Annotated in this window: 15 protein-coding genes and 1 pseudogene; 9 read left to right on the top strand and 7 right to left on the bottom strand. The window is 37.1% G+C overall.

All coding sequences use genetic code 11. The annotated features are described in order from the left end of the window. Window positions 1–93 precede the first annotated feature (93 nt). From argC to AC1W31_RS18485, 3 genes are all read left to right on the top strand, one after another. On the top strand, window positions 94–1,056 hold the full coding sequence (gene argC, locus AC1W31_RS18495) for an N-acetyl-gamma-glutamyl-phosphate reductase (protein ID WP_481735973.1): 963 nt from the start codon (window positions 94–96) through the stop codon (window positions 1,054–1,056). 117 nt (window positions 1,057–1,173) lie between these two features. Then, window positions 1,174–2,040 carry a hypothetical protein gene (locus tag AC1W31_RS18490; RefSeq protein WP_481735972.1) on the top strand — a complete coding sequence of 289 codons (867 nt, stop codon included), beginning with the start codon at window positions 1,174–1,176 and terminating at the stop codon, window positions 2,038–2,040. Between the two features lie 101 nt (window positions 2,041–2,141). Then, on the top strand, window positions 2,142–3,263 hold the full coding sequence (locus AC1W31_RS18485) for an aspartate aminotransferase family protein (protein WP_481735971.1): 1,122 nt from the start codon (window positions 2,142–2,144) through the stop codon (window positions 3,261–3,263). A 64-nt stretch (window positions 3,264–3,327) separates the two neighbouring features. On the opposite strand, the pseudogene AC1W31_RS18480 reads toward AC1W31_RS18485, so the two are convergent. Together AC1W31_RS18480 and secA are read right to left on the bottom strand one after the other, a co-directional pair. Continuing rightward, window positions 3,328–3,593: pseudogene (locus AC1W31_RS18480) on the bottom strand (IS256 family transposase); the annotation flags it as partial. A gap of 249 nt (window positions 3,594–3,842) precedes the next feature. Beyond that, window positions 3,843–7,217, bottom strand: coding sequence for a preprotein translocase subunit SecA (gene secA / locus AC1W31_RS18475; RefSeq protein ID WP_481735970.1), 3,375 nt, complete (start codon window positions 7,215–7,217; stop codon window positions 3,843–3,845). Window positions 7,218–7,688: 471 nt separating this feature from the next. Here secA and AC1W31_RS18470 point away from each other — a divergent pair, with 471 nt between their 5' ends. The 3 genes from AC1W31_RS18470 (at window position 7,689) to AC1W31_RS18460 (ending at window position 9,316) form a co-directional block, all read left to right on the top strand. Further along, window positions 7,689–8,456, top strand: a complete 768-nt coding sequence (locus AC1W31_RS18470; protein ID WP_481735969.1) for an SDR family NAD(P)-dependent oxidoreductase — start codon at window positions 7,689–7,691, stop codon at window positions 8,454–8,456. A 181-nt stretch (window positions 8,457–8,637) separates the two neighbouring features. Then, window positions 8,638–9,024, top strand: a complete 387-nt coding sequence (locus AC1W31_RS18465) for a hypothetical protein (RefSeq protein WP_481735968.1) — start codon at window positions 8,638–8,640, stop codon at window positions 9,022–9,024. A gap of 13 nt (window positions 9,025–9,037) precedes the next feature. After that, on the top strand, window positions 9,038–9,316 hold the full coding sequence (locus AC1W31_RS18460) for a GNAT family N-acetyltransferase (RefSeq protein WP_481735967.1): 279 nt from the start codon (window positions 9,038–9,040) through the stop codon (window positions 9,314–9,316). A gap of 242 nt (window positions 9,317–9,558) precedes the next feature. Here the strand turns inward: AC1W31_RS18460 and AC1W31_RS18455 are convergent, their stop codons facing one another. Further along, a complete protein-coding gene (locus tag AC1W31_RS18455; protein ID WP_481735966.1) occupies window positions 9,559–9,717 on the bottom strand; it encodes a hypothetical protein in 159 nt (52 codons plus the stop codon). Between the two features lie 14 nt (window positions 9,718–9,731). Continuing rightward, entirely contained in the window at window positions 9,732–9,869 is a 138-nt protein-coding gene (locus tag AC1W31_RS18450) for a hypothetical protein (RefSeq protein ID WP_481735965.1), read from the bottom strand. 25 nt (window positions 9,870–9,894) lie between these two features. Here AC1W31_RS18450 and AC1W31_RS18445 point away from each other — a divergent pair, with 25 nt between their 5' ends. After that, window positions 9,895–10,680, top strand: a complete 786-nt coding sequence (locus AC1W31_RS18445) for a hypothetical protein (RefSeq protein ID WP_481735964.1) — start codon at window positions 9,895–9,897, stop codon at window positions 10,678–10,680. Window positions 10,681–10,773: 93 nt separating this feature from the next. On the opposite strand, the gene AC1W31_RS18440 is transcribed toward AC1W31_RS18445, so the two are convergent. Next, window positions 10,774–11,445, bottom strand: coding sequence for a DUF6966 domain-containing protein (locus AC1W31_RS18440; protein ID WP_481735963.1), 672 nt, complete (start codon window positions 11,443–11,445; stop codon window positions 10,774–10,776). Beyond that, window positions 11,438–11,620 carry a hypothetical protein gene (locus AC1W31_RS18435; RefSeq protein ID WP_481735962.1) on the bottom strand — a complete coding sequence of 61 codons (183 nt, stop codon included), beginning with the start codon at window positions 11,618–11,620 and terminating at the stop codon, window positions 11,438–11,440. Before AC1W31_RS18435 ends, AC1W31_RS18440 begins: the two co-directional genes overlap by 8 nt. A 47-nt stretch (window positions 11,621–11,667) precedes the next feature. Here AC1W31_RS18435 and AC1W31_RS18430 point away from each other — a divergent pair, with 47 nt between their 5' ends. Then, a complete protein-coding gene (locus AC1W31_RS18430) occupies window positions 11,668–12,102 on the top strand; it encodes a DUF6526 family protein (protein WP_481735961.1) in 435 nt (144 codons plus the stop codon). An 84-nt stretch (window positions 12,103–12,186) separates the two neighbouring features. On the opposite strand, the gene AC1W31_RS18425 is transcribed toward AC1W31_RS18430, so the two are convergent. Continuing rightward, window positions 12,187–12,957, bottom strand: a complete 771-nt coding sequence (locus tag AC1W31_RS18425) for a TerC family protein (RefSeq protein WP_481735960.1) — start codon at window positions 12,955–12,957, stop codon at window positions 12,187–12,189. Between the two features lie 323 nt (window positions 12,958–13,280). Here AC1W31_RS18425 and dnaN point away from each other — a divergent pair. Beyond that, on the top strand, window positions 13,281–14,198 hold a 918-nt coding region (gene dnaN, locus AC1W31_RS18420), incomplete at its 3' end, for a DNA polymerase III subunit beta (RefSeq protein WP_481735959.1).

Below are 14,198 nucleotides of genomic sequence, written 5' to 3'. Positions count from 1 at the left end.
CGACTATCAAACTACTGAAACTCAATGATTTTGAACGAGTTTTGGAGAGGATAGATTTGATTAAAGCTGGATTGTATCCATAGAATTTAAAAAATGAAAACCATAAAAATAGGAATAATAGGCGGTGCTGGATATACAGGAGGCGAATTACTCAGAATCCTTATCCATCACCCCGAGGCCGAAATTGTTTACGTAAATTCAAAATCGCAAGCAGGAAAACCCGTTCATAATACTCATACCGATTTATTGGGCGATACAGATTTAACTTTTTCAGACGAATTACATACGAATGTGGACGTTATTTTTCTTTGCTCTGGACACGGTGAATCTAAGAAATTTTTATTAGCACATCCCGAATTCAAGTCGGTTAAAATAGTTGATTTAAGTACGGATTTCCGTGACCAATCAGAAGGCTTTGTGTACGGTTTGGCGGAATTGCAACGGGATAAAATCCGTCAAGCAAATCACGTAGCAAATCCTGGCTGTTTTGCTACTTCCATTGAGTTGGCTTTGTTGCCTTTGGCTTCGGCTGGTTTGATTTATGACGATGTTCATGTGTCGGCAGTTACGGGTTCAACGGGGGCGGGACAAAGCCTTTCACCAACGGGACATTTTTCTTGGCGAAGCAATAATATTTCAATTTATAAAGCCTTCACCCATCAGCATTTAACGGAAATTGGGATGGTGATTTCTTCTTTTCAAGGAGCAAAACCAACGGTCAATTTTATTCCGTATCGTGGTACTTTCACCCGTGGAATTATGGCGAATGTTTATACCAAATTTGCGGGAACCTTGGAAGAAGCCAAAACACTTTGCCGAAACTATTACGCTGAACATCCTTTTACACACATAAGCGATTTTCCTGTGGACGTGAAGCAGGTGGTTAATACCAATAAATGCCTAATCTCATTGGAAGTTCAAGAAGGTAATTTATTGATAACCAGCGTGATAGATAATCTTACCAAAGGGGCTTCGGGACAAGCAGTTCAAAATATGAACTTGATGTTTGGCTTGGAGGAAACGGCTGGTTTGAGGTTGAAATCGGTTGGAATGTAGTTCAGATTGCACACGGATTTAACGGATTAGACACGGATTAACTATTTTTTTATAATTTAAAATTAAATAATCCGTGTCCAATCCGTTAAATCCGTGTTCCATAATTCATCAACAAAAATGAAAAAACCACTATTATTAATTTTATTATTTAATTCACTGATTTTCAATGGTTTAGGTCAAGATAAAAAACCGTATAGTCGCAAGGGAGAATATTATTTTTTCTGGGGTTATAATCGTTCGGAATACGCAAAATCGGATATTTCATTCCATGGAAAAGGCTATGATTTTACCCTAAAGGACGTGGTAGCGTATGATTTGCCAATTCCATTTAGTACAGAAGAATACTTTGATATCACTCGCTTGTCAATTCCGCAATACAACTTTCGGGTTGGTTATTTTATCAATGATCATTGGGCTATTTCAATTGGTTCCGACCACATGAAATATGTAATGGTTAATGAACAACAATCAACCATTACTGGACATATTTCAGCTCAAGATTCTAATCCGTCAATTGATGTATATGCCATTAATAAGGAATACGTAGGGAATTTTGATAACAAATCCTTCGTAATTGCCAAGGATTTTTTGACTTACGAACATACCGATGGTTTCAATTACTTTCACGTTGAATTAGACCGCTACGACCGTATTTGGAAAGCCAAAAATAATGTTCAAGGCGTAGACTGGCTCGTAGGTTTGGGCGCAGGAACATTGATTCCACGTTCGGATGTAAAACTTTTTGGTGTTGGTATCAATAACCACTTCAATTTTGCGGGTTATGGACTTTCTGCCAAAACTGGCCTCCGCTTTGATTTATCCCGAAGGTTTTTCTTCCAAACGGATTTTATGACAGGATTCGTCCGTTTGAGCAATGTACATACCACTGGCAGAAATGACATTGATTACGCTCAACAGAGCATTTGGTTCGGTCAGTTTTATGGGGCATTGGGGTATAAGTTTGGTAGAAAAAGAAATAAATAAGAGTTGTGAGCTTTGAGCTTTTTTTAAATAATTATCCAGATAATATAAAAGCCATGGCTAAAAGCTCATTGCTTATGACTCATGGCTCAAAACTATAAAAAATGAATCTTTTTAATGTATATCCTCTTTACGACATCACCCCTGTAAAAGCGCTTGGAAGCAAATTATGGGATAAAAATGGTGTCGAATATCTTGACCTTTACGGAGGTCATGCCGTTATTTCAATTGGACATTCGCATCCGCATTATGTTCAGAAATTGACCGAACAATTGAGTAACATTGGGTTTTATTCAAACTCGGTAAATATTCCAATTCAGCAAGAATTAGCTACTAAATTGGGCGAACTTTCTGGTTACGAAGACTACGAATTATTTCTTTGCAATTCGGGAGCAGAAGCCAACGAAAACGCTTTGAAATTAGCTTCTTTCTACAACGGTCGCAAAAAGGTAATTGCTTTTTCAAAATCTTTTCACGGTAGAACGGCGGGTGCGGTTGCCGTAACTGATAATAAGGCAATTGTTGCGCCAATTAACTACGACGAACACGTTACATTCTTGCCATTCAACGACGTTGAAGCTTTGCGTGCTGGCGTTACAGACGAAATCGGTGCGGTCATTGTGGAAGGAATTCAAGGTGTAGGTGGAATCAACGTAGCATCCGATGAATTTTTGAAAGCCGCTCGTGAAGTTTGTGATAAAATGGGTGCAGTTTTAATATTGGATTCTGTGCAGTGTGGATACGGACGTTCGGGTAAATTTTTCTCGCATGATTTCTCGGGAATTCGCCCTGATATTATGACTACGGCTAAAGGAATGGGCAACGGGTTTCCGATTGGTGGCGTATTAATTGCGCCAAAATTCAAAGCAAAATTCGGAATGTTAGGCACAACTTTCGGAGGAAATCATTTGGCTTGTGCGGCAGCAGTGGCGGTTTTGGATGTAATGAAATCGGAGAATTTAATGGAAAACGCTATACAAAAAGGTGATTATTTATTCGAGCATTTGAAAGGAATTTCGGGTATCAAAGAATTGCGTGGACGTGGCTTGATGATAGGAATTGAATTTGAACAACCCGTTGATAAAATTAGAGATACATTATTATTTGATCATAAAATATTCTGCGGATATTCGGGTAAAAATACCTTGAGATTATTGCCAAGTTTAGCTTTGGGACAATCAGAATGTGATAGATTTTTAGAGGCTTTGTCGGTGGTGGTGAAATAGGTTTACAAGTTTAAAACAGGTAAAAAGAGTAAAAGACAGAGAGTCTTCACCCAACTGTGTCAAATCAAATTTCCAGTTTTTGGATTTGAATTCTATTTCCAAAAGTAACCGGTAATTCTGATAAAATTGATTTCCATTGAAAGGCGGTTTTATTCAAGATTTTTTCCATGTTTTAGTTGGCTAAAAAGCCGGTTTTAAAAAGGCATTATCTGAAGTAAAAGCCGTCTTTGTTTTTGTCATTTTGCGGATATTTCGATGATGAGACTCAATCGTATTAGTGGTATAAATCATTTTCCGAATCAAGGAGAAATAATCAAAATAAGCGGATATTACTATAAAAAGTTGTAGCTGTATGTGGGAAAATGCCGATTTGATAGCTTCTGGAAATCCTTTGGCCTAAACCCAACGTACAATTATTTTATTGCTTTTTGCTTGAAATCATCGAAATCAAATGACTGAGAGTTTTTCATTTTTTCTGCGTTTTGTTAAAGTTTAAAATTATACTTTAATTTGATACAGTTCTATGAAAATGCTCTCTCAGTCATCTGAAACGGCTTTTTTATTCTAAAAATTATCTATCTATGCAATCACAATGGCCGTTCCTTTCTCTACATCCTGTTCAACGGTTTTGTATTTGACGTTTTCTTTAATCGAACCGTCTCGGTATTGAACCGTAACTCGTTGATTTCTATCGGCAATTTTTACGGCTTGACGTGGAACAATTTTCTCAACTGTTCTCTCGCTTGGGTCGTGGTAATCTTGTTCGTCGCCTCTTCCACCTGCCAAACCACCTAATAATGACGATAAAGCATCATCTTTTTGCGTTTGCAATTTTGGCTGTGGTGCTTGTCTTACTTTTTGTTTTGGCGCTTGAGCTTCTTGAATTTCTGGCATATCCGCTTTCATCAAGAAACTTACTGTGTCGATGTTGATTCTACTCAAAAAACGCTCAAACAGTTTAACGGCTTCAAATTTATAAATAAGCAAAGGGTCTTTTTGTTCGTAAGAAGCATTTTGAACCGATTGTTTCAAATCATCCATGTCTCTCAAATGTTCTTTCCACTCTTGGTCAATCAAACTCAAGGCAATGGTTTTTTCCATTTCTTGAATCAATTTTCTACCATTGGTATCAATCGTTTCTTGGGCATCGGCAAACATATTCGACATCATGTTTCCACTCACAATTGGCACTTGCATACCCGTGTATTTATGTGACATCGCCTCTTTGGCAAAATTGACCACTTTTGTCATCAAACCTTTGTTTTTGGCTTGATAATGTTCTTCGGCAGCTTCGTATAAACGTGTCGTTCTTTGTTGCGTATTCAATCTGGCAATTTCATCACGACCAAAAGGCGGCTGAATTCCCAAAATCTCAATACAACGCAATTCTAATTCATCGTAATTCGCATTGCTTTGTACCAATTCTGAACAAACATCGTAGGTATTATTGGCAATATCCAAGGCTAAACGTTCTCCGAAAAGCGCATTTTGACGACGTTTGTAAATGGCATTTCTTTGGTAATTCATTACGTCATCGTATTCCAAAAGACGTTTACGAATTCCGAAGTTATTTTCCTCAACTTTCTTTTGCGCTCTTTCTACCGAAGATGTAATCATCGAATGTTGAATCACTTCGCCTTCTTCCATGCCCATTCTGTCCATGACTTTGGCGATACGGTCTGAACCAAATTTACGCATTAAATCATCTTCCAAAGAAAGGAAAAATTGGGTTGAACCCACATCTCCCTGACGACCAGAACGTCCACGTAACTGTCTATCTACACGACGAGATTCGTGCCTTTCTGTACCCACAATCGCTAATCCACCCGCTGTGCGTGATTCTGGAGATAATTTAATATCCGTTCCACGACCTGCCATGTTGGTTGCAATGGTCACCTTTCCAGATTGTCCAGCCTCCGCAACGATGTCGGCCTCACGAGCGTGTTGCTTGGCGTTTAATACATTATGTTGAATTTTACGAATCGACAACATTCTACTCAATAATTCAGAATTATCAACTGAGGTTGTACCCACCAAAATCGGGCGGCCAGCATCTACTAATTCTTGAATTTCATCGGCTACGGCACTGTATTTTTCACGAACAGTTTTGTAAACTTTATCTTCGTGATCAAATCTTGACATTTTACGATTGGTCGGAATCGTGATTACGTCCAATTTATAAATCGTCCAGAATTCACCCGCTTCCGTCTCGGCCGTTCCCGTCATACCACATAATTTGTGGTACATTCTGAAAAAGTTTTGTAGCGTAATGGTCGCATACGTTTGCGTAGCATCTTCAATATTTACGCTTTCTTTGGCTTCAATGGCTTGGTGCAGACCGTCAGAATAACGACGACCATCCATAATACGACCCGTTGACTCATCCACAATTTTTACTTTTCCATCATTTTCATCAACGATATATTCAACGTTTTTCTCGAATAAAGAATACGCTTTTAATAATTGACTAACGGTATGAATCCTTTGAGTTTTGGCAGAATAATCACGGATAAGGGCTTCTTTTTCAATCAGACGTTCTTGTTCGGTAATTTCTTCTTTTTTCTCAATAGCATTCAAATCAACCGAAAGATCTGGAATCACGAAGAAATCAGGATTTTCAACCATGCGAGTCATGAAAGTCAACCCTTTTTCAGTCATTTCCACCTGGTTATTTTTCTCTTCAATCGTAAACATTAAAGGAGCATCCGCTTCTGGCATCAATTTCTGATTTTCTGCTAAATAGATGTTTTCCGTTTCTTGCATAATCTGCTTAATACCCGTTTCAGAAAGGTATTTAATCACCGGACGAGCTTTTGGAAAACCTCTAAAAGCACGGAATAAAGCCAAACCACCCGCTTTTTTATCACCCGCTGCAATCAATTTCTTCGCTTCAATCAAATGGTCTTGCACAATTTTCTTTTGTTGTTCCACCATTTTTGCCACCAAAGGATTGAAGGCATCAAACTCTTGTTCATCGCCACGAGCCATTGGCCCAGAAATGATTAAAGGCGTTCTTGCATCATCAATCAATACTGAATCGACCTCATCGACCATGGCGTAGTGATGCTTGCGTTGTACTTGCTCTTCGGGCGTGCGAGCCATGTTATCACGGAGATAATCGAAACCAAATTCGTTATTTGTTCCGTAAGTAATATCCGCTAAATAAGCCTGACGACGTTCGTCGGTATTTGGTTCGTGCTTATCAATACAATCAACCGTAATTCCGTGAAATTCAAACAAAGGCGCATTCCATTCAGAGTCACGTTTTGCCAGATAATCATTGACTGTCACTAAATGCACGCCCATTCCCGCCAGTGCATTTAGGTAGGCAGGAAGCGTTGAAACCAACGTTTTTCCTTCACCCGTTGCCATTTCAGCAATTTTTCCTTGATGCAATACGACTCCACCAATCAACTGAACATCGTAATGAATCATGTTCCACTCAATTTCATTGCCAGCGGCCAGCCATTTATTGTGCCAAATAGCAGTTTCACCCACAATTTCAACGTTTTTCTTCTTAGCAGCAATGAATTTATCGTGAACCGTAGCGGTTACTTCCAATTTTTTATTTTCTGTAAAACGTCTGGCTGTTTCCTTCACCACGGCAAAGGCACGGGGCAGAATTTCTAATAAAATTACCTCTAATTGCTTATTTCGTTCTAAGGCGAGTGCATCAATTTGGTTGAAGATAGCTTCTTTGGCATCCACAGACATGTCGGGATTTGCCTCCACTTCCATTTTTAAATCTAAAACGTCTGCATCAATTTTGGCCAAATTCTTTTGGATAATTGCCTTTAATTCAGCGGTTTGTTGACGGAGTTGTTCGTCTGAAAGGTTTCGCAGTTTCGAGTATTCGGCGTTGGTTAATTCTACGTAAGGCATCAATTCTTTGATGTCTCGATCAGATTTTGTACCGAACATTTTGGTAACGGCTTTAGTGATGTAATTTATCATTATACTGGGTTTATTATTCGATGTTTGTGTTTCGATGCGACCGTCGCACGGTTCGATTTTCGATGTTTATGCTTCGTTATTCAGGTTTGTTATTCGATGTTCGATTATCGAGTAAGGAAAATCCAACATTTCTTGTCTCTAAAATATAAATACTTACAAATTTAGTTCATTCATATCAATATTTTTTAAACGTTTTTGATTTTAAACAATCAAACGCAATAGTTGTTTGGCATCACGTGTAGTCTGTATAAGTGACATCGATGTAAAAAATAAATTTTTACCGTGTTTATGTAATGGTTATGTTATTATTTTGTTAAAAATTTCAATTTTAAAATTATGAATAATTTTTGCTGCTTTATTATTATCAAAAATACTAATGCCTTAATTTAGGCGGATAAAATTATATACCGAGACAGTTTAGTGGCGAATTAGAAAATAATTTTATCATTCATAAACCATAATTGACAAAACATGAACGCAAACAAAATTTTTAGCCTTGAAGGTAAAGTTGCTCTTATTACGGGAGCTTCAAAAGGAATAGGCGAGGCCATCGCAAGATTTTACGCCGCTTGTGGGGCAACGGTCGTTATCAATTCTCGAAAACAAGAAGAATTGGACAAAGTAGCCGCCGACATCAATGTGCAAGGAGGCAAATGTGTAGGAATTGCTGCCAATGCCGGTGATATTGCTGGTTGTCAATTATTGATAGAAAAAACCGTTGAACTTTACGGAGGGATTGATATTTTGGTAAATAATGCTGCCACTAATCCTGTCTATGGCCCTGTATTAAACGCTGAAGAATGGGCTTTTGATAAGATTATGAACATCAACGTAAAAGCACCCTTTGAGTTGAGTAAAATGATTCATCCCATCATGAAACAGCGGGGTGGCGGTTCCGTCATTAATGTCAGTTCTATTGCAGGAATCACGCCAGACCCAGGTTTGGGCTTGTATTCAGTCTCGAAAGCAGCCTTGAATATGCTCACGAAAGTAACGGCCAAAGAATGGGGTATTGATGGAATTCGAGTAAATTCTATTTGCCCAGGCTTAATCAAAACCAAGTTTTCAGAAGCCCTTTGGCAAAATGAGCAAATCCTGAATCGTTTCGTTAAAAACCTGCCCGTTGCCCGCATGGGAACGGTGGAAGAAATTGCAGGATTGGCTCTTTTCTTAGCTTCGGATGCTTCGGGTTATTGTACGGGTGGTGTTTATACTGCTGATGGTGGAACGACGATTTAAGAGGAATCAAATAATATATAAAAAGGCAATTTGAAAAATGTACCTCAATTGAAAGATTTCAACCTCAAAATTTCATAATATGTGAATGATGTAAGTCTTTTATCGAATTGTGTAATACTTATCCATTAGTATATTAACACCTTTGTTGATTGTAAAAACTGATTTACAATTTAACAAAAATATGATGACTGATAAAAAATATTTGGGTATCTGGATGGATCATTCTGTTGCTCATTTTATAGAATATTCCAATTATTCAACTCCTATTGAGAACGAAGATATTACGCTTACGCAAGAAGAAAAAAATACGGTTGCCAGTGATAGCGAAAGCACTATTCACAACAAGGAAAATCAAAAACAAGGGGAATTTTATAAAAAATTGACCGATGTAATTAAAGATTATGACGAAGTATTACTTTTTGGTCCAACCGATGCAAAAGCTGAACTTCATAATTTATTAAAAGAAGACCACCATTTTGATGATATTAAAATAGAAGTTAAAAATGCCGACCATTTGACTCAGAACCAAGAAGTTGCGTTTGTGAAAGCACATTTCATTAAGAGTTAAATTTTGCCCAAATATGGAAATACAACAAAAAGATAATGCTAAAACTGGTATGTTTTTTATCGAACATGAAGGTAAAAAAGTGGCAAAAATGATTTACACTTGGGCGGGAGATGATAGAATAATTATTGAACATACAGAAGTAGATGACATCCTAAAAGGACAAGGTGCAGGAAAAGCATTAGTGGCAAAATCAGCAGAATTTGCTCGGGAAAAAGGCATTAAGATTGTTCCAATATGTTCATTTGCTAAAAGTGTTTTTAGTAAAATAAAGGAGTATCAAGATGTTTTATAAAACCACTCGATTGTCAAGTTGACAATACGATTTTCATAGATATTAGGAAGCCTTCAAAAACGTAATTTTGAAGGCTTTTTGTTTTGTGTAGCAATCAGTCGATGCGTGTTTTACGGAAGTCTTCATTTTGAAAGAAGACTTCGCTTGAGATTCAGATAATCAATATTTTTAAAAGCTTAGTTCAAGTGGTTAATAATCAATAACTTAATTCAATTTCTTGGATTGAAAGTAAGTTTATTTTATTATTTACCTTTCAGCGTATCACCGCCCCAAGCTCTTTCAACTGACTTTTTCTTATTCCAGGGTGCCGTGGTATTCATGGCCATTTGCACAACCATTGCTGCTACGCAAAGCGTAAAAATAACAAAGACCCATCTAAATATTTTTTGATTTCGGTTCATATATTTTTTGCCAATTATCCGTTATTGGTATCGGTTATCATAAATTTCATGTTAAAATTAATGAATAAACTACAATGAATGATATTTGTAATAATAAACTGATTATTTTGCATGGCAATTACCACAGCCACTGACACAATTTTATAAAGCATTTTTATGAATGCCCATACAACAACCATGAAAAAACAAATAAAATGCTATTTTGTATTGATTCCTGCAAGCCTGATTTTGGGTTGTACCGATACAGGCAAAAAGTATCAAGAAGTTGAAGAACAAAGGACTTGTTCTATGATCTTTATTGATAAATCGGTAAGCGTAAACGTGAATAAAAAGTTCGTTAATGAGAAATACACCAAAGTGATTAATCAACTCATTGATGAAAATATAAAGGAAAAAGGTGATAAATTAGAAGTATATTTTGTTCATGAAAATACGGGCAAAGGCAAAGCTATTGAGGTAGTTTGTAGAAGCGAAAAAGGGGATTTGGCGGGAGCCAGTTCAACGGATTCCGAGGCGATTTCTACGGAATTTAATATGTCGTTGGATAAAGAAAGAAGCATTTTCAAAAAGATAGTTTTTGCTCAATTAGCTTCGCAGAACACCTCTTCGAGCAAAGACAATACCGACCTTTGGGCTGCTTTACCTCTGATTGATAAGGCCGTAGCAAAAGGTTATAACGTAAAAGTGTATTTTCTTTCGGATATGGTTGAAAGTATGAAAGCCACAAACCGCAGAGATTTTCATTCAAATCCTCCCGTGGACGATGCGGCGGCAGTGGGTTGGGCAAGAGAGGACGTTTTGGGGATGAAACCTAATTTGCCAAATATTGGATTAGCCCAAATTTTCATCGTAAAACCTTTCGAGCCAACTGCTTCTCGCAAGAAAAACAATCCTGCCATTTCAGCTTATTGGCAAAGACTTTTCATGGAATTGGGCATTTCGGCGGAGGTTGTTGAATTATAAAAAAACTTACTTCACATTAATTTCAAAATGACGGCATCGTTTAAAATAATGTCGCCATTTTGAAACACATTTTCTTAGATTTGATATGATTGATTATTTAACCTTTTTTATTTCTAAATTATCATCACCTTCTACCAATTTAAATTCATTTGCTAAGAAATTCCATTGGTAAGCACAAACCCCCGAACTCCCACATTTTGGGCAAACCCACAACCAATTTGTATCTAAATTTAACGCAATATTTGCTCCTTTTAATAAATCCTTCAAACTTTCTCTTTTTTTCGTAACCTCTTCCGAATCAATCAGTTTTGGTATATTCACAACTTCATCAAATCTGTCTTTTCGAATATATTCAACAAAGAATTTTGAGATAAACTCATTGACAATGTAAAATTCAATATCTCTATCATTTATTTGGGCATCACCACAATTTCTACATCGCCAACCACTGATTTCGCTCGTGAGAGGTCGATTTAAAATACCTTCGAGAATAGTTTCCAAAGTATCACCTTTTGCCAAACTATACGCAAGTGTTTGAAAATTGCCAAAAAGCCTACTTTCCCAGATTCCTGCTCGGTCGTTGCCTCCTATCACAACGTCATTAAATGAACCCATGCCTCCGTAAGCGTGCAAATGATGTTCAACACTTTTATTGGTTTCCCACAATTTTATGTCTTCCAACATCCAATTTGCCCAATGGTCGTACTGTTCTGATTTGAGAATTTGGGCTAAAATTTCTAAAGATTTTTTATAATAATCAGTCATTTTTAGTGGTTTTTTTGGTTATTTTTATGAGCCAATCGCCCATAATTTGCAAGGCTTCTGGAGCAAAATCTTCTTTAATTTTAGTATATTCATTCACTGATCCAGTATCAACGTGTTGAAATAGATGATTTAATCCTTCTAATCTATCGCTTTTTTGATACGTCGTTTTGCTCAATAGCCAGCAATTACCTTATCTTTACACTTCAAATTAACCAAAAAACAATGCAAGAACAAAATTACAAAAACCACGCAAGAATGGTAACAGGCTTTCATTATGTCCTCGGGGGCATCATCCTTGTTGCTCTTATTTTATCCGTCATCAATTTATATCAAGCATTTCAAAGTGGCGAAGGTATATTAGGTTCCATTATCATTATTTTGCTTGTTATTTCAGTGCTTTTGGGGGCATTTTATGCTCGTTCATTCTCGCTTAAAGCCCAAGACCGTGCTATCAGAGCCGAAGAAAATTTCAGGCATTATTTATTATCAGGAAAACCTTTGGACAGTTCTTTAAAGATGGGACAAATCATTGCGCTTCGTTTTGCTCCCGATGCCGAATTGGTATCACTTGCTCAAAAAGCAGTTTCGGAAAATTTAGGGAATAACGATATTAAGCAGTTGATTCAAGATTGGAAAGCTGATAATCAAAGAGTTTAAAACAAAAGGGTTGTGTAAAAAGTCCAAAGCGACTTTCGCTATAAACTTTGGACTTTTTACACAACCCCATAATAACTTCAAATATTACTCCACCACTTCCTTCGTTCTAACTTTAATATTCAATACCTCCACCAATAGTGAGAAGGCAATCGCAAAATATAAGTAGCCCTTTGGAACTTCCCCCACGTGCGAGTTGAAGAACGATACATTAGCATCATGAGCCGCTTGAGCGATGAGCATGAAGCCAATCATAATCAAAAATGCCATACCCAACATTTGTATCGAAGGATGTTTATTGACAAAATCGCCAACGGGTCCAGAGAATCCCATCATTATCACCACCGAAATCACTACCGCCCCAATCATAATTGAAAGTACTTGCGTAAGTCCAATTGCCGTAAGAATGGAATCAATCGAGAATACAATATTGATTAAAGCAATCTGAATAACCACCGCCGTCAATTTGTCAGATGCTGAGGTTTTGGGCTTAGTATCATGGTACTGTTTCTCTAATTTCTCATGGATTTCGGAGGTTGCTTTATACAACAAGAATAAACCGCCCACGAATAAAATCAAACTTTGCCCAGATATTCCCGCACGAAGCCACCCCAAATTAATGTAAGTGAAAGGCTCTTGCATGGCAATGATATAGGAAATTCCGAACAGCAAAATAATTCGGAAAGCCATTGCCAATAATAATCCAATATTACGAGCCTTTGCTTGATCTTTTCGGGCTAATTTATTGGCGGCAATAGAAATAAATATGATGTTATCAATGCCTAAAACTATTTCGAGAAAAGTAAGGGTGATTAAACTGACGATGCCATCTGGCGTTAGTAACTGTTGAAAATCCATGCTTATTTAATTTTATTATTTTTACAAAATTATTACGTTTCGCTAACATTCAAAACCATAATCTGTATGAAAGGTAAGAAATAAATTTTTTTGCTTGTAAAATCCTTACGAATAGTTTTTTGTAAAAAAATGATACCATCATTCTACTAAGTAGGTAAATTCAGGGTAAATTCGTAGTTTTGTACGTTACTTGTTGCTCATATTTATGAGCATAGTTAATTGTTAATAGTTAACATTTATTAGTTAATAAATTAATTATAACTATTGACCAATAACCAGTAACAAATTACTAAAAAGAACAGCTAACTATAATATATTCAATAATGAAATTCGTCGTATCTTCCTCTGTATTACTCAAACAGCTTTCGGCCGTTAATGGAGTAATTGCCAACAATCCGATTGTTCCCATTTTGGAAAACTTCTTATTCCAAATTGACCAAAACCAATTGACCGTAACGGCCTCTGATTTACAGACGGTGATGATCACTACGTTAGCGATTGAATCAACTGATTCTGGAGCAATTGCCGTTCCAGCCCGTTTGTTGTTGGATACACTTCGTGGATTACCCGACCAACCAATCACTTTCAAAATTGATAGAGACACTTTCGGAACAGAGATCATTACTGAAAATGGGCGTTATAAACTCTCAGGTGAAAATCCAATTGATTTTCCAAAAGTGCCCCAAGTTACTAAAAGTCTTTCGGTTCAGCTTCCTGCGGATGTCTTGGGTGCTGCCATTGCTAATACTATTTTTGCGGTTTCAAACGATGATTTACGTCCTGCTATGACGGGTGTTTACGTTCAATTATCGGCTGAATATACCAATTTTGTGGCTACGGACGGACACCGTTTGATTCGTTATAGAAGAAATGATGTGAAATCTGAGCAAGAATCAACAATGATTATTCCTCGCAAGGCTTTGACTTTGTTGAAATCAACTTTGCCGTCTGACGATACGACCGTGACCGCAGATTTTAGTTCAGCAAATGCCTTTTTTAGCTTCAATAATATCAGAATGATTTGCCGTTTAATCGACGAACGTTTTCCTGATTATGAAAATGCGATTCCACAAAATAATCCAAACGTAATGACGATAAACCGTTCGGAGTTTTTGGGTTCTTTGAAACGTATTTCGATCTATTCAAACAAGACTACGCACCAAATTCGTTTGAAATTAGCGCAAAACGACTTAGTAATCTCGGCTGAAGATTTAGATTATTCAAACGAAGCCAACGAAAGA

The organism is Arcicella sp., from assembly GCF_964672035.1.
This window is presented reverse-complemented; position numbering and strand designations above follow the sequence as displayed.